The sequence below is a fragment of the Cytobacillus solani genome, from assembly GCF_006704205.1.
GTDB lineage: Bacteria > Bacillota > Bacilli > Bacillales > Cytobacillaceae > Cytobacillus > Cytobacillus solani.
Genome location: NZ_CP041305.1, coordinates 243,194 through 258,774 on the forward strand (window position 1 = coordinate 243,194; position 15,581 = coordinate 258,774).

General features: G+C 37.5%; 16 protein-coding genes and 1 riboswitch. Of the genes, 4 read left to right on the forward strand and 12 right to left on the reverse strand.

The genetic code is table 11. The features are described from left to right. Positions 1-207 precede the first annotated feature (207 nt). Complete coding sequence (locus FI644_RS01265) at positions 208-1,617, reverse strand: ATP-binding protein (RefSeq protein ID WP_053475115.1); 1,410 nt, start codon at positions 1,615-1,617, stop codon at positions 208-210. Then, the gene (locus tag FI644_RS01270) at positions 1,607-2,308 is read right to left on the reverse strand and encodes a response regulator transcription factor (RefSeq protein WP_053475114.1); all 702 of its coding nucleotides are present in this window, start codon (positions 2,306-2,308) and stop codon (positions 1,607-1,609) included. Before FI644_RS01270 ends, FI644_RS01265 begins: the two co-directional genes overlap by 11 nt. A gap of 176 nt (positions 2,309-2,484) precedes the next feature. Between FI644_RS01270 and FI644_RS01275 the strand changes: the two genes are divergently transcribed. Further along, positions 2,485-3,111 carry a hypothetical protein gene (locus FI644_RS01275; protein WP_053475113.1) on the forward strand — a complete coding sequence of 209 codons (627 nt, stop codon included), beginning with the start codon at positions 2,485-2,487 and terminating at the stop codon, positions 3,109-3,111. 84 nt (positions 3,112-3,195) lie between these two features. Here the strand turns inward: FI644_RS01275 and FI644_RS01280 are convergent, their stop codons facing one another. The 3 genes from FI644_RS01280 to FI644_RS01290 all read right to left on the reverse strand — a co-directional run bounded on the left by FI644_RS01280 (position 3,196) and on the right by FI644_RS01290 (position 6,158). Beyond that, entirely contained in the window at positions 3,196-4,491 is a 1,296-nt protein-coding gene (locus tag FI644_RS01280) for an NCS2 family permease (RefSeq protein WP_053475112.1), read from the reverse strand. 136 nt (positions 4,492-4,627) lie between these two features. Continuing rightward, positions 4,628-4,729, reverse strand: a riboswitch (purine riboswitch). A gap of 114 nt (positions 4,730-4,843) precedes the next feature. Continuing rightward, positions 4,844-5,770: a cyclic di-GMP-binding domain-containing protein, MshE-related gene (locus FI644_RS01285; RefSeq protein WP_053475111.1), complete on the reverse strand. Its 927-nt coding sequence runs from the start codon at positions 5,768-5,770 to the stop codon at positions 4,844-4,846. Continuing rightward, positions 5,763-6,158, reverse strand: coding sequence for a response regulator (locus tag FI644_RS01290; protein ID WP_053475110.1), 396 nt, complete (start codon positions 6,156-6,158; stop codon positions 5,763-5,765). Before FI644_RS01290 ends, FI644_RS01285 begins: the two co-directional genes overlap by 8 nt. A gap of 242 nt (positions 6,159-6,400) precedes the next feature. Here FI644_RS01290 and FI644_RS01295 point away from each other — a divergent pair, with 242 nt between their 5' ends. Continuing rightward, complete coding sequence (locus tag FI644_RS01295) at positions 6,401-7,297, forward strand: YitT family protein (RefSeq protein ID WP_053475109.1); 897 nt, start codon at positions 6,401-6,403, stop codon at positions 7,295-7,297. 45 nt (positions 7,298-7,342) lie between these two features. Here FI644_RS01295 and FI644_RS01300 read toward each other — a convergent pair whose 3' ends face one another. Then, on the reverse strand, positions 7,343-7,780 hold the full coding sequence (locus FI644_RS01300) for a hypothetical protein (RefSeq protein WP_142107876.1): 438 nt from the start codon (positions 7,778-7,780) through the stop codon (positions 7,343-7,345). Between the two features lie 255 nt (positions 7,781-8,035). Here FI644_RS01300 and FI644_RS01305 point away from each other — a divergent pair, with 255 nt between their 5' ends. After that, positions 8,036-8,902, forward strand: coding sequence for a YitT family protein (locus tag FI644_RS01305; RefSeq protein WP_053475107.1), 867 nt, complete (start codon positions 8,036-8,038; stop codon positions 8,900-8,902). An 87-nt stretch (positions 8,903-8,989) separates the two neighbouring features. Here FI644_RS01305 and FI644_RS01310 read toward each other — a convergent pair whose 3' ends face one another. The 4 genes from FI644_RS01310 to FI644_RS01320 form a co-directional block, all read right to left on the reverse strand. After that, the gene (locus tag FI644_RS01310) at positions 8,990-9,625 is read right to left on the reverse strand and encodes an O-methyltransferase (protein WP_053475106.1); all 636 of its coding nucleotides are present in this window, start codon (positions 9,623-9,625) and stop codon (positions 8,990-8,992) included. After that, positions 9,612-9,959 (reverse strand): hypothetical protein, encoded by a 348-nt coding sequence (locus tag FI644_RS01315; RefSeq protein ID WP_053475105.1) that lies wholly within the window; start codon positions 9,957-9,959, stop codon positions 9,612-9,614. The genes FI644_RS01310 and FI644_RS01315 overlap by 14 nt, the downstream gene beginning before the upstream one ends. 316 nt (positions 9,960-10,275) lie before the next feature. Then, positions 10,276-10,452 (reverse strand): hypothetical protein, encoded by a 177-nt coding sequence (locus FI644_RS26155; RefSeq protein WP_156319093.1) that lies wholly within the window; start codon positions 10,450-10,452, stop codon positions 10,276-10,278. A 174-nt stretch (positions 10,453-10,626) separates the two neighbouring features. Continuing rightward, positions 10,627-11,478 carry a VOC family protein gene (locus FI644_RS01320; RefSeq protein WP_053475104.1) on the reverse strand — a complete coding sequence of 284 codons (852 nt, stop codon included), beginning with the start codon at positions 11,476-11,478 and terminating at the stop codon, positions 10,627-10,629. Between the two features lie 152 nt (positions 11,479-11,630). Here FI644_RS01320 and FI644_RS01325 point away from each other — a divergent pair, with 152 nt between their 5' ends. Further along, positions 11,631-11,963 (forward strand): winged helix-turn-helix transcriptional regulator, encoded by a 333-nt coding sequence (locus tag FI644_RS01325; protein WP_102271967.1) that lies wholly within the window; start codon positions 11,631-11,633, stop codon positions 11,961-11,963. A 516-nt stretch (positions 11,964-12,479) separates the two neighbouring features. Here FI644_RS01325 and FI644_RS01330 read toward each other — a convergent pair. Further along, the gene (locus FI644_RS01330; protein ID WP_053475102.1) at positions 12,480-13,892 is read right to left on the reverse strand and encodes a SpoVR family protein; all 1,413 of its coding nucleotides are present in this window, start codon (positions 13,890-13,892) and stop codon (positions 12,480-12,482) included. A gap of 158 nt (positions 13,893-14,050) precedes the next feature. After that, a complete protein-coding gene (gene galT / locus FI644_RS01335) occupies positions 14,051-15,550 on the reverse strand; it encodes a UDP-glucose--hexose-1-phosphate uridylyltransferase (protein ID WP_181758159.1) in 1,500 nt (499 codons plus the stop codon). Positions 15,551-15,581: the final 31 nt, after the last annotated feature.

Below are 15,581 nucleotides of genomic sequence, written 5' to 3' on the forward strand. Positions count from 1 at the left end.
AAACTGGAGGGACTGCGACTGAGATAAAGGAAACACGGTGAGCGTAAGTGAACCGATGATGACGCAATCGTTGCGGAGGAGACCCGAAGTTTGATAGGCGATAGGACGCTTGCGCTAGACAATTCTCAGACAAAAAGGTAGTTAAACTTCCTTATCTTTTGAAACACCCCAGCCTTTTCTCCATAAGGCTGGGGTGTTTCATTATTCCTATTTAATCTTTGGGAGACGGATGGTAAATTTCGTTCCTTCCCTTTTTTCACTGCTTACTTCAATTTCTCCATCATGTAATTGGACTAATTGTTTAACAATAGAAAGCCCAATCCCAAACTCCCCATATGCTTGGTTTGTCCTCGATAGATCTGCTTTATAAAACCGGAGCCAGATCGATTCAATTTCCTCAGGATCGATTCCTTCACCCGTATCCTCTATTTCAATAATTGTCTCATTCTCTCCTACCTTTCCTCTTAAAGTAATCATCCCACTGTCAGTGAATTGAATGGCATTCTTAACGATATTGACAATTATTTGAATGAGGCGGTCATAATCAGCAAAAACCGTAATCCCCTCGTCACATTCAATCACGATCTGATTATTTTTTTCCCCTGCCTGTAAAACAAGCTGTTCCTCCACTACCTCAAGTATCTCGGTTAATTCAATTTCTATTTTGTTTAATTTCAGTTGATTGGATCGAATTTTTTCATAATCAAGATTTTCATTGACAAGACGTATCAGCCTTTTCGCCTCTCGATCAATGAGGATCATTCCTTTTTCAATATCCCCTTCAGGAATCAACTGATCTTTAATTCCTTCTGCAAGTCCGCTAATCGTTGTTAATGGAGTCCTCATTTCATGAGAAACATCCGCAATGAACTTTCTTCGTCTATTTTCCAACCGTTCAATTTCTTCATTCGATTCTTTCAGCTTCGCAGCCATTTCATTGAAATCTGTTGCCAATTGACCAATTTCATCCGGATTTGTATCTTTGACATGCACATCATAATTTCCTGCTGATATCATTGATGTCGCATTGCGGAAGTTTTTGATTCTCCTAATAATGCTTTTAGATAAAATCAGACTGATCAAAATGGATGCTGATAAGGAAATCACAATCGTATACAATAAAAACCGGTTTAATTGCCGAATCATATCCATCGCCCCTGTAATAGGCGATAACAGCAAAACCCCTCCCGCTAAGCGATCGCCTTGCATGAATGGCAAAGCAACATACGTCACTTCCTGACCAAATCGTTTAATATCATGCTTCACTGATACCCGATTGCCTTTTGAAATGGTCTTCCACTCAGACTCCGTTAACTTTATTAAGGGTGCACTTTGTAATTGCGGATAAATGACATTCCCTTCATAGTTAAAAAGAATATATTGAATATGCCTTGTTTTCAGTATCTGGCTATATTCTTCTAAAAAACTTTCCGTTCCCTCTAGTCTTACAGTTAAATCTTTTAATATTTGTTCCCCGTAATCATCCAATTCCTCCACTTTGTTTTGAAAGATATAGTTTTCAACGAACTGTGAAAAGGAAAAGCTTAAAATAAGAAAGGCTAGAATGAGAATGCTGATATGACTTATAAGAATTTGATAAAAAAACTTAATCTTCATTCTTAACTTCCGTTTCATCAAATTTATAGCCGATTCCCCATACCGTTTGGATAAATGGCTGAGCAGGTGTGCCAATTTTTCTTCTTAATCTCTTAATATGTACATCGACTGTCCGCTCATCTCCATAAAATTCATAACCCCACACACGGTCCAATAATTGCTCCCTGGAAAAAACCTGCTTCGGATTTTTCACGAAATAATAAAGTAAATCAAATTCCTTTGGCGTTAAATTAGAAAGAATTTGCCCTTTAAAGGAAACCTCTCTTGAATCCTTGCTAATCTGAAAATATTGACTGGAAATCATATTTCCGTCTTCCTTCTCCGCTGCTTCCATTTGATAGCGGCGTGTGACGGCCTTAATTCTTGCCATTAATGTTAATGGGCTAAATGGCTTCGTCACATAATCATCTGCCCCCATTTCAAGACCAAGCACTTGATCGGATTCACTGTCCTTTGCTGTCAGCATAATAATCGGCACCTGACTCAAATCTCTGATTTTCCGGCATAGCGTGACCCCATCCATAATCGGAAGCATCCAATCAACAATAATTAAATCCCATTTCCCTTTATTAAAACGGTCAAATCCATCCTGACCATTATGCACAAATTCGCCTTCATACCCTTCCTTCATAAAAAACATTTCTAACATGGAACAAACACTTTCATTATCTTCAACGACAAGAATTTTCATCTTACACCATCCCTAACTAAAAACTGCTATTTACTCTATTTAATCGAACTGTCATTCATTTTTCAATTAAAATAACTTTTTAATAAAAGTCCCAATTTTTTCCTCATGTGTTTTCTATTTTTGGATATGCTAATAACCGGGACAAGTCTACCACAAAAAAGAAGGAGTGCATAATAATGAAGAAACTTTCAATGATCGTTTGTGCATTAAGTTTCCTGCTATTAGGCTCGGGATTTAATCAAGCACCTCAATTGACAAATGCAGAGGAAGGAAAACAACAGGAGAATCCTCACCGCCATTTTATGAATGAAGCTGATTTTCAGCGGCTCATAGATCAGGGCTATACAAAAAAGGAAATCCTTAAAGCAGCTCACATCGCAAAATTTGCTGATAAGAAGATTGATGATGTACTTAAAACATATAAAGAAAGCGATTCTTCCTGGGAGAAAACAGCTGCACATTACGGGTTAGATATGGAGAAGCTAAAGAAACAATGCCATGAGCAAAAGGAAAAATTCCTTGAAGAACATAAAGAAGACGTCATTGAAAATGTAGCTGAATATACTGGAAAAACAGAAACACAAATCAAAAGCTGGGTTAATGAAGGCATTCCACTAAGGTTTATCGTTGGCGGTGCAGCGATGGCAAAGGCGAGTGGTAAAGACATGGAAGAGCTCATCAAAATGAAAAAGAACGGCCAATCCTTTCAAGATATTAAGAAGAGCCTCCATCTTGATAAAGGAAAATTACATGAAGAAATGAAAGTTTTAATGGGAAAAATAAAAGAGGATATGAAGAACTGACTTTTCCTTCATACTTCCGTTGTATCCATTACGGTGATTTTTTCTATACTAAAAGGCTGTCCAGGGAATGGACAGCCTTACTAATCAGGATAGATAGATGAAATAAGCAATAAATGCGATACATAAACCATACATAATCGGATGAATGGCTTTCACTTTCCCTAAAGCAAGCATGGTAACAGGGTAGAGAATAAAGCCTAACGCAATGCCTGTAGCCACACTATATGTTAATGGCATCATTAAGATTGTTACAAATGCCGGAACAGCAATTTCAAGCTTGCTCCAATCGATTTGTTTCACTTCCATTGCCATTAAAGCACCAACAATAATGAGGGCAGGAGAAGTTACTTCAGCAGTAACGACACCTAGTAATGGTGAAAAGAATAGAGCCACCCCAAAACAAGCAGAGATAATAATGGAAGTAAATCCAGTTCTCCCACCTGCCGCAATCCCAGCATTTGACTCAATCATTGCTGCTGTTGTTGAGGTTCCTAGCACCGCTCCAACTACTGTCGCACTTGAATCTGCAAGCAGCGCCTTTCCCGCATTCGGAATCTCATTATTCTTCATTAACCCTGCCTGGCTTGCAATCGCAATCAAAGCACCAGCTGTGTCAAAAAAAGCAACAAATAAAAAAGTAAAAATAACGGCAATCATTTCAGGCGTAAATATTTGATCAAGATGTGAAAAAACCTCACCGAATGTAGGTGCCATGCTTGGAATGGCACCGATCATTTTTTCCGGTGTATCAATCACACCTACGACCATTCCGATTATGGAAGAGATGGCCATCCCTAAGAAAATAGCCCCTTTTATGTTTCTCACCATTAAAATAATGGTAAGGATAAAGCAAAAGATGGCAAGTAAAGTTGCGGGTGACTTTAAATTGCCGAGCGATACGAATGTAGCATCACTCCCGACAACGATGCCTGCATTTTTCAGTCCAATAAACGCAATAAAAAACCCAATTCCGGCTCCAATCGCATGCTTTAAATCTTTTGGAATCACGTTGATGATTTTTTCGCGGATCTTAAGCAAACTCAGAATGACAAATAGAATACCTGATACAAAAACACCTGTTAATGCAGTCTGCCACGGAATGCCCATCCCGATGCATACGGAAAAGGTAAAGAAAGAGTTCAAGCCCATACTTGGACCAATGCCAATCGGGTAATTTGCTAATATGCCTATCAATAAAGAACCAATAATAATCGATAAAGCTGTCGCAGTAAAAACTGCCCCTTTATCCATACCTGCTTGACTTAAAATAATCGGATTAACAATTAATATATAAGCCATGGATAAAAAAGTTGTAAAACCAGCGATTGTCTCTTGTTTATACGTTGTCCCTCTTTGCAGGAACTGAAAAAATTGTGACATTGAAGTATCCCCTTATTTGAAAATGACTGCCTGATACTAGTATTTACCGAAGCGATATAAATAAAAAAGCTCCGCTATAAGCGAAGCTGCCAAATTTTACATAAGAGAATGGATTGCTTTCTAGTTTACTAGAATAGCAACGCACTTTTTCCCATGTAGTCAAGCTATTTACGGCAGCTCGGTAGAAACGTCCAGTCCATATTACTGAACATATACAGGTAAATATGAGTCTAATATAATGTTCATCATTTTAGCAAAAAGGAGGATATACAGTCAATTTTAATATGTATTCTGTTTATTTGAATTATTACATAGGAAAAGCTGTCCAGCAAATGGACAGCTTTTCAAAGGATTATACCGTTTGGTTTTCTTTTCGTTTATCAGAAATTATCACATTTTCTGGCGAGTGTGAAAGAATGAGCTGGAACTTTCCTTTTGAAGTGTTGATGGATATACATAAGCTATTTTCCTTATGAACAGAAACAATAGAATCATGATCTACCTTTTGCGGTTTCATCTCTAATTCGGTTCCTTTGTTAGACATATTCACTAGAAAGATGCCATTATGTAAATTTAAAAACTCACTGACTGATGCTTGGGCTAGTTCATCTGCTTCTGTTAATTTCTCCTCTGCAAATACGGAGGCGATTTCTAAAAATACTTTTTCATCTGCTGCAAGGGCAGACCATAATGGTTTTTCCCCTATTATTTCTTGAGAAACGAGCCATTCAGCGTCTGCATTTTTTTCCTCACTTGCCTCTACATATACTTCATCATCGATAAACCGAACGATATTTTTAACAAATAAAGATACATATTCGGCATACCCCTCTTTTTCTGGATGATTCGTATGAAGGAGGCTTTCAACGATCGCATCAATATCACCGCTCTTAATCGCTTCAAATTTTTCATTAGATAAACTATGTATTCTTTTGTATTCATTGAGAGCATTCGTGAATTCTTCAATCGTCATATAGTTTTGGTCTACAACTGCTTGTGCTAAATATAAATGGTTTTTCTTTTGTGATGATAGCATGAGATCCACTTGTTCTTTCGTTAAAAATCCAAGGTCCACGGCAATTTCCCCGAATCGTTTATCCTGCTGCTTTTGTTTTTCATGGATTTCTTCTACTTGTTTTGAGGTAAGCAAGCCTTCATCAACAGCAATGACGCCGAACTTTACATGTGTTGTTTTTTGGAGGTCAAGTGCATGCTTCAGCTGGTGGGCAGTAATTAGCCCATTATTTAATAAGTAATGCCCAAAATATTGGCTAAACATGTGCGTTTTCCCCCTTTTCCCCTTTGATAACCTTCTCTATAATGGCTGTTACAGCTTCTAGTGTGATTGGCTTCTGAATAAAATCATATGCACCTAGATCAAGTGCTTTTTTCAGATGAGACTGTGTTCCAGCAGATGACGCCATAACGACCTTTAAAGCAGGGTCTTCGTTCATGATCTCTTCTAAAGCTTCAATTCCATCCTTGCCCGGCATGACAATGTCCATGAAAATCAAATCTGGCTTCATTTCCTTTGCCTTTTGGATGGCTGCAATTCCATCTTCCGCTTCCTCTATCGAATGACATTTACAAACTTCTAATATATTTTTAAGCTTTTTTCTAATAAGTGCAGAATCATCACAAATTAATACATTCAATTGTTTTTGCATTATTCACCACTCCTATTTTTTAGTAGTTTATAGGTTAAAAGTTCTACATATTATTACAAAATTCCTTCTTTAAAGTAAAATATATTACCATTTCACTATTACTTTTGTGATATTTTTGACATTTAATAAGCTTCTCTTTATAAGAAATAATTGAAAAAATGTTATAATAGAAGGAATAAATGAGTGCTAAATTGACAAGAGTAGTTCTTGTCATACAAGAATAAGTAATTGGGGGAAACCATATGATTGAACCATCAACAGAACATGCAGTCATCCAAACCGTTCATAAAGGCTTAACAAAAACTAAGCTAATAAAGAGCATCTTCTTTATTATTCTTGGCTCTATATTAATGGGTGTTGGAATTGAGGAGTTCTTAGTTCCAAACAAAATATTAGATGGCGGGATTGTGGGCATTTCTATTATTTTATCTCATTTAACACATGTGAAACTTGGCTTGTTTATCTTCATTTTAAATATCCCCTTCTTCTATATTGGATACAAACAGATTGGCAAGACCTTTGCCTTATCCACCTTATTAGGGATTGCCGTCCTTTCTGTTTCTACCATTCTTCTTCACGATGTTCCGGTATTTACAAAAGATCCCCTTCTAGCTACTGTATTTGGAGGAATCATTCTAGGGACTGGCGTTGGAATCGTTATCCGCTATGGCGGATCCCTCGATGGGACTGAAATTCTTGCCATCATTGTTAATAAAAGGCTCCCATTCTCAGTAGGAGAAATTATCATGTTTTTTAATATTTTCATCTTTGCATCCGCTGGTTTTGTATTTGGCTGGAATCGAGCGATGTATTCTGTGCTCGCCTACTTTATTGCTTTCAAAACAATAGATGTGGTTATCCAAGGACTTGATGAATCAAAATCGGCTTGGATCATAAGTGAAGAGCATAAATTAATTGGGGATGCCATTTTGGCAAGACTTGGTCGTGGTGTTACCTATTTAAACGGAGAGGGTGCTTACACCGGTGACGATAAAAAAGTTATTTTTTGTGTCATTACCCGATTGGAAGAAGCAAAGTTAAAATCAATTGTCGAAGAACTGGACCCAAATGCCTTTCTAGCTGTAGCCAATATTTCTGAGGTCAGGGGTGGGAGATTTAAGAAGAAATCGATTCATTAATATTTGCTAATAGAAAAAGGTGCAGGAACATTGCGGCACCTTTTTCTATTCTGGATATAAATTATGAAACATTCTCTTCATAAAGTAATCATCCTCACATTTTTCCCGGATATACTGAATCTTCTTCCCCTTTTTCACTTGTTCATCAAGAACTATCCAATCATTTTCTTCACGTTTTAAATGGATAACTGTGTTATTGTTACCCTTGTCTTTATAGAAAACATACGCAGTATTCGGATCCCCATGGAAAAAATAAATTCTCTTTTCCCCTATAGATTCGCCGCCTATATGATCCTTTAAATGCTCAAGCTGCTTATCCTGTTTTCCAGTTAGAACTGTATATTTCATTAAGTCAATCATATTTATATACATACTCTGATCAATAATTTCATCATACTTATGTCCAAAACTTGTAAAAATATCATTCATTACCTGTTCATTAAATTCCTTATTTCGAATATCTTTTTTTCGTTCACAATCCATTTCTTTTTCCTCTTGTGCAAAAACAGAAATCGTACTAATCATTATCAAGAAAAAGGTCAAAACTAATATAAATCTAATTTTCCTCAAAGAATCACCTCGGATTGTATTTTTCCAGTATCCAAGAAAAATATTCAAGGATCATAAAATTTTCAGTTGAACGATTGGGAAACTACATACAATCTAAGGGTTATCATTTGAAAAAACAGCTTTAAAACGGTATTATTTTTTTCGAGTCAAAAATTAGGATGGTGAAAGATGGAAAAGAAACATCGATCGGAAAGTAAGCTGCATATTATTTATCGTTACATTATGCTGCTAATCGGCGCAACGCTGGCAGCATTGGCAATTGAACTTTTTTTAATACCAAATTCAATTATTGATGGCGGAATTATCGGGATCTCCCTTCTTATTAATCATCTAACAGACATTAGTTTTGGGATCCTTGTTTTCGTATTTAATATCCCTTTTATCTACTCAGGGTATAAAAATATCGGAAAGAACTTTGCCTTTTCCTCCCTTTTCGGTATTGTCGCACTAGCTATCATTGAACCTCAATTGCATCATATTACTCCCTTTACAACCGAACCGTTATTAGCAACTGTTTTCGGCGGATTATTATTAGGAACAGGGGTTGGAATGGTTATCCGTCATGGTGGTGCTTTGGACGGAACTGAAATACTAGGTATATTATTGACAAAGAAGCTTCCGTTTTCAATTGGTGAATTTGTCATGTTCTTTAATGTTTTCGTATTTGGCTGGGCAGGCTTTGTTTTAGGCTGGGAACAAGCGATGTATTCAATCATTACCTATTATATTGCTTCAAAAATGATTGATTCTGTCGTCCAAGGACTTGAAGGAGATACGAAAGCAGTCATTATCGTTTCTGACCATTATGAGGAAATTTCCAATGCCATTATTGATCGCTTAGGACGAACAGTAACAAAACTAAAAGGCAAAGGCGGATTTAAAGATAATGAGAAAGAAGTCATTTATGTCGTCATTACTCGTTTAGAAATTTCTAAACTGAAAACGATCATCGGTGAAATTGATACAAATGCCTTTACGACGATTATGGATACGCAAGAAGCACATGGAAGCAAGTTTAAATCAGCGATACACTAGCACGAAAAATAGAAAAATGCTTGGAGCTTGTACTCTGAGCATTTTCTTTATTGATCGGCTTGTAACAAGCCGCTCGATTAAAATGTATTACTTTACTTTTGAAATGGTCATCCCATCACCAATTGGAACAAGAATGGATTCTAATTGAGGATGATTAGCTACCGTTTCATTGAATTTCTTCATCAATTCTGTATGACGTTTAGGAGGCGTCTCGTCATCGGCCACACTGCCGCCAGCAAGAACGTTATCAGAAACAATGATAGCACCTGATTCAGCCAGTCTAATGCAATAATCCAAATAATTCTCATAGTTATCTTTGTCAGCATCAATAAAGAAAAAATCAAATTGCTTATTGTCTTCTGCTAATTTTTCCAGGCTTTTCATAGCAGTGCCGGTCATATAGGATACTTGCTCACCAAAACCAGCTTTTGATAGGTTGCTGTATGCCAGTTTTGCGTAGCTCTCGTTTATTTCAAGTGAAGTTAACTGGCCTTCCCCACCAAATCCTTTCGCAAGACAAATGCCGCTATAGCCCCCTAGCGCTCCTATTTCTAGAACATTTTTTGCTCCTGAAATAGAAACAAGCATGGTTAAAAGTTTTCCGGATCCAGGGGATACCGAGATATTGCGCATCCCATTTTCTTTTATCGATAAAAGGACCTCATCCAAAAGAGGATCTTGATTAGGAAATAATGAATCGATATACATATTAATTGGTTTCATTCAAATTGATTCCTTTCTCCTCATGATCTAGTGACTCTTTATTGTCTATTTCAGCAGCTTCTATTGCTTCACTTTCATGTAGTTCAAACAATTGCATAAATTCATTGATGACCATATCAATGGCTTTTAATTCACCTACTAAAATTTGATTGATCGATTGAAACTCTGGTTTTTCTAATTGCTGCTTAATTGTATCCCGTTTGAGGTTCATCATTTCTAAAAAGGCAATCGCTCTCCCTCTGCGAAAGGTTTTGGGTCCGCGCTCTTTTCCTCTGTGACGCTCACCACGGTGGTGACCTTCTCTTTTATGTTCCTTCATTTTATCACTTCTCATAATTGAGCTCCTCCTTTTTTGTATACATTCGTATACAATCTACCACACTTTCGATTGTATACATTTGTATACAAAACGTCAATATAAAAAAAACCCATCTCAAAAGAGAAAGAGGTTTAATTTTTTTATTGAATTATTTAGGTTTTTTAAGAAAAAAGATAGAATAACCTAAATTTATAACAAATTTTTTTCTTTATTTCTAGTGTTTTATTACATCTTTTTTAGTCCTAAAGCGAGGGGAAAGTCTCCCAGCAAAAAAATAACAGTCCAATTGATATAAGATTGGACTGTTATTTTTTGCTATTCGAATGTTCGTTTAATTACACGCATTTTCACTTTCATTCCCACTAAGTACAATCGCATTTCTTCCGCGATCATACTCAATGACAAGCTCCTTCACATCATGTTCCAATTGTGGATCAATGGCAACTTGTATTCCATTAATAATTAATACTTTGTCCTCTGCATCAGGCTCATCCAGAGCCATTCCCATTTGGGGTCCGCCTCAGCCAAAGCCTGCAAAGTATATTCGTATCCCCGTAGAGTTTTGATCCCGCAATACTTGCTTTAGCAAGTCCCGAGCTTCGTCCGTAATGTTCATTTTATATTCCCCCAATTGATAAAATAACATTTTGAGGAGAATGTGTAAAATTATCTATTTTTGATTCTACAGGCTAAGCAGGATCCGATTCCCTGAGGGATCTTCCGTCATAAATTGACCGTTTTCTTGAAAAACAGCTGCCCCTATTTTTTCTAAACTGGCAACAGCAGCTTTTCTAGTTTCCTCATTAGGGTAAATAAGAGTAAAATTTTTCAATCCTACACTGTTCTCAGATGGGGCTGGGGCACCTATGCCATTCCACGTATTTAATCCTATATGGTGATGATAGCGGCCAGTTGAAATAAACAGCGCCTGTCCTCCATATCTCGTTACAATATCAAAGCCAAGCCCTTTGCAATAAAATTCCTCTGTTTTGTGTAATTCTGAAACATGTAAATGAATATGTCCCATTATCGTGTCTGAAGGAAGTCCGCTCCATGGCTTTCCATCCCCTTCAGCAAGAATGCTTTCAATATCCAACCGTTCAGTCGACATGACTACCTCGGTTTGATTCCATTTCCATGTTGTTGATGGACGGTCCGCATAGATTTCTATTCCATTCCCATCTGGGTCAGCTAAATAGAGAGCTTCACTGACTAGATGATCTGATGCTCCCTGTAATGGATAGCCAATTTTAATAAAGTGTTCAATCACTTTGGCCAAATCCGAACGAGAAGGAAGCAAAAGGGCAAAATGATATAGACCTGTCGTACGTGGCTGTTTCGGGCGAATATTTTCAGGCTGTTCAATCGTTACTAGCGCTGTTTTTCCATCTGCTGATAAACTCGCTTTGTTTTCTGTTTGCTCTATTAGTTGAAATCCAATGACTTGCTGATAAAAAGTGATGGACCTGTTCAAATCAGCTACCTTTAAATGTACCTGGCTAACGAACACATTTGGTTCACGGTGGAAATTCATAATTGTGTTCCTCCTTAACTATTTTATTCATAATTTCAATAATGTAAGTTAGTTACTTTATGTAAGTAATTATATTTTTATAAATTATATATGTCAAGTAACTTTATTATTTGCTGTAATGGAGGTTATAATGTAAGAAGGAGTGATACAAGATGAATAAATCTCTTATATGCCCAAGATTTGAAAAGGCAATGAGTATTATTAGCCAACGATGGACCGGTTTGGTTATCTATCAGCTGTTAAATGGCCCGCAGCGTTTCAGCACAATTGAAGCAGCAATTGGGATAAGCGGAAGAGTACTTTCTGAACGGCTAAAAGATTTAGAACAAGAGGGAATTGTGAAACGAGAAGTATTTCCTGAAACCCCTGTCCGGATTGAATACTCATTAACAGACAAAGGACTATCATTAGAGCCGCTAATGAAAGATATTGAAAAGTGGTCTCAGACTTGGCTAGATCCAGTTGATGCTGATTCCGAAAAATAAACAAGCAATGGAGCAAACAATCTCCATTGCTTTTTTATCTTTTTGCACCAATAAGTGAAGGAGGAAAATAGATGGACATGCAAACCGATTCAATACCTCCCATTGATGTTTGTAATTTTATAAAATCTCTAATTTGATACTCAATACCCCTTATTGGCGCCCTTATTCCTTCAAAATCCGCTAAACCGGTCACCAATACAGCTTATTGGCGACCTTTGTCCTCTAAAATCCGTTAATTCGGTAACCAATGCAGCTTATTGGTTACCTTATTCCTTCAAAATCCGCTAAACCGGTCATCAATACAGCATATTGGCGACCTTAACCTTCCAAAATCCGCTATTTCGGCAACCAATATAGCCTATTGGCGACCTTTGTCCTCCAAAATCCGTTAATTCGGTAACCAATACAGCCTATTGGCGACCTTATTCCTTCAAAATCCGCTAAACCGGTCACCAATACAGCTTATTAGTGAACTTAGTCAACAAAATTTAAAAAAAACTATCACCAATCAATGAATTATAAATACTTTCTATGAATGCTTTTCCCATCATACGTAAATAGCATATTTTTCCCCTCAACGATTGTTTCCATATGAACACTTCTGCCCCAGAGCTGCTGTACGTATGGGAGGACCTTTTCCAAATATTTCAGGTCTAGCTCGATGCCTTCAAACCAATGCTTTAAGTAAAGCTCGCCATTTTTCAAATAATCGCCGTCATTCACTGTTAAATAAGGGAAACCGCCATTAACACGCATACTGACTAGCTGATCACGAACATTTTCCCATTGCTTGTCAACTACCTTATAATCCTTGCCTTGTTTTTGAAATAAATACATATCCTCACGCATGACAAGGTCTTTTGTTAAATAGTTTCGCAAAAATGAGATGTCTGACTCAATTTCACGAACCTCAAACATTTTTTCACGTCCAGATCCTGGTTCCACTCCACGTTTCTTCATTTCTTCAGTCGGGTTATCAAATCTTTCTTCAATATCCTCGAAGATTTTCAAACCTAGATAATATGGGTTGATGCTTGTTCTTGATGGCTGGACGACTCCCGCATTTAACTTCGCAAATTCAAGTGCTTCGCCGCTAGTTAAATCCATTTCTCTTAAAATACGCTGGTGCCAGTAAGACGCCCAGCCTTCGTTCATAATTTTTGTTTCTAGCTGCGGCCAAAAGTACAGCATTTCTTCCCGCATCATCGTTAAAATATCTCGCTGCCAATCAGATAATTCCCTGCTGTAGCTTTCAATGAATAAGAGCAAGTCTTTTTCTGGCTGTGGAGGAAATTTCTTTTTCCTTTTTCGGACTGACTTTGGTTTGTTTCTTTCATCAAGATTCCATAAATCATCATAGGGGGACGAAGCTAATGTTTCTTCTTCCTCATATTCATCATCATTCAAATTCCATGAAAGCTTCGGTCTCATAAGGGAAGGATCAATATGCTCTTCAATTGCCAAAACGGCATCGAGAAACGTTTCCACTTCTGTTTTTCCATGTTCAATTTCGTATTGTCTAATACGTTCTGCTGTAGCAGCCATGCTTTCCACCATATCGCGTTTCGTGTTCTGAAAACGCATATTATTTTTAAAGAAATCACAATGGGCCAATACATGAGCGACGATTAATTTATTCTGAATTAGCGCATTCGAATCGAGCAAGAATGCATAGCAAGGATTTGAATTAATGACCAGCTCATAAATTTTTGAAAGCCCTAGATCATAGTGGAGCTTCATTTTATGAAACTGCTTGCCAAAGCTCCAGTGGGAAAAGCGCGTTGGCATTCCATATGCACCAAATGTATAGATGATATCAGCAGGGCAAATTTCATAACGCATAGGGTAGAAATCGAGTCCGAAGCCATTAGCAATTTCTGTAATCTCCTGAATCGCATAATTCAGTGCTTTCCTTTCGTCTTCACGCATTCACTACTCCCCCTTTTTCGTCTTATCACAATCTATGAGAAAAAGGCGGGAATGATGTATTATAAGGTCAAACTTCCAAGGATTACACAAAAAATCCCATAGGGGGATGCTCTAGAACATCACCCTATGGAATTACTAAAGATGCTACTAATCATGGACTATTCCAGGTCATTCTGACAGGCGCTGATAAAACGCTGAAATCCTACTTTTCCCTCTTCATCCCGCTTAAAAACAGCGGCATCTTCTAGTCCCTTTAAAAACTTTTTCCCGACTTCCCTGCTTATAAATAAATCAATATTTGTTTCAGGGTCAATCGATTGGTAACATCCTTTTAGTTCTTCAGCCCATGCAATATGATAGTCGGCAACCATATGAACTTCACCAAGTATATACTTTTTCACCTCTTCAAGTTCCACTTTTAAACGAGCCGGTAAAACAGCAAGCCCCATCACTTCGATCAGTCCAATGTTTTCCTTTTTAATATGATGAACATCTTCGTGAGGATGAAAAATCCCTAGTGGATGATCTTCGTTCGTGCGATTATTTCGCAGAACTACATCTAATTCAAAGAAGCTCCCGTTTTTTCTGGCAATAGGGGTAATTGTATTGTGAGGGATCTCACCAGTTCTCGCGATGATTTCAAGTGCTTCATCACTGTAATTTTGCCACTTCTCTAAAATATGCGCTCCTGCCTCAACAAGAGATTGGCTTTGTTTAGAACGAAGGCGAATCACGGACATCGGCCATTTGACAATAGAACATTCCACATCTGGAAACCCTGCCAGTTCAAAGGTATACTCGGAATCAGCCTTAGCCATCGCAAATTCGTAATGGCCCCCTTGGTAATGTTCATGGGATAAAATCGACCCGCCAACAATCGGCAGCTCCGCATTCGAACCTAAAAAATAGTGGGGGAACTTCTCCACAAAGGTTAACAGCCGTAAAAACGTCTCAGCGTTGATCACCATACCGGTATGCTTATCGGAAAGCACGATACAATGCTCCTGATAATAAACATACGGCGAAAATTGAAGATACCAGCTATCCCCAAGCAAATTCAAACGAATCATCCGATGATTAGAGCGGGCAGGATGGCCAATTCTCCCCGCATATCCTTCATTCTCAATACAAAGCAGGCATTTCGGGTAGTCCATTTTTATAGCCATCTGTTCAAGCTCGATACTTTTTGGATCCTTTTCTGGCTTCGATAAGTTAATCGTAATATCCAATTCTCCATATTCAGTATCGACCTTGTATTCAATATTTTGACGGATTCTCTTCATCTGAATGTATTGGCTATTTTTACTTAATTCATAAAAATACTCGGTTGCAGACATGGGGCTCTGCTGATATTTATCATAAAAAATCTGATTAACGGTTGATGGACGTGCAATCAAGACACTCATTAGTTTGCTTGAGAAGATTTCCTTTTCATGAAAAACATCTTCTATGATTCTATGAGCACATGCGTATTCAACTATTTTTTCAAGTAAATCAGGGATATCATCGTCATTTCCCCTATCTTCATTTTCATCCTTGAACTCAGCAAGATGCAGAAGTGATAAGATTTGATTGCGGGCATAGATCACATCTTCCTGCTCAATTAAACGGGCAGCAATAGCTTGATTGATTAATTGTTGAACCCATTGTTGAATCACTTTTTTCACCTCTATCTGCAGCATACATGAC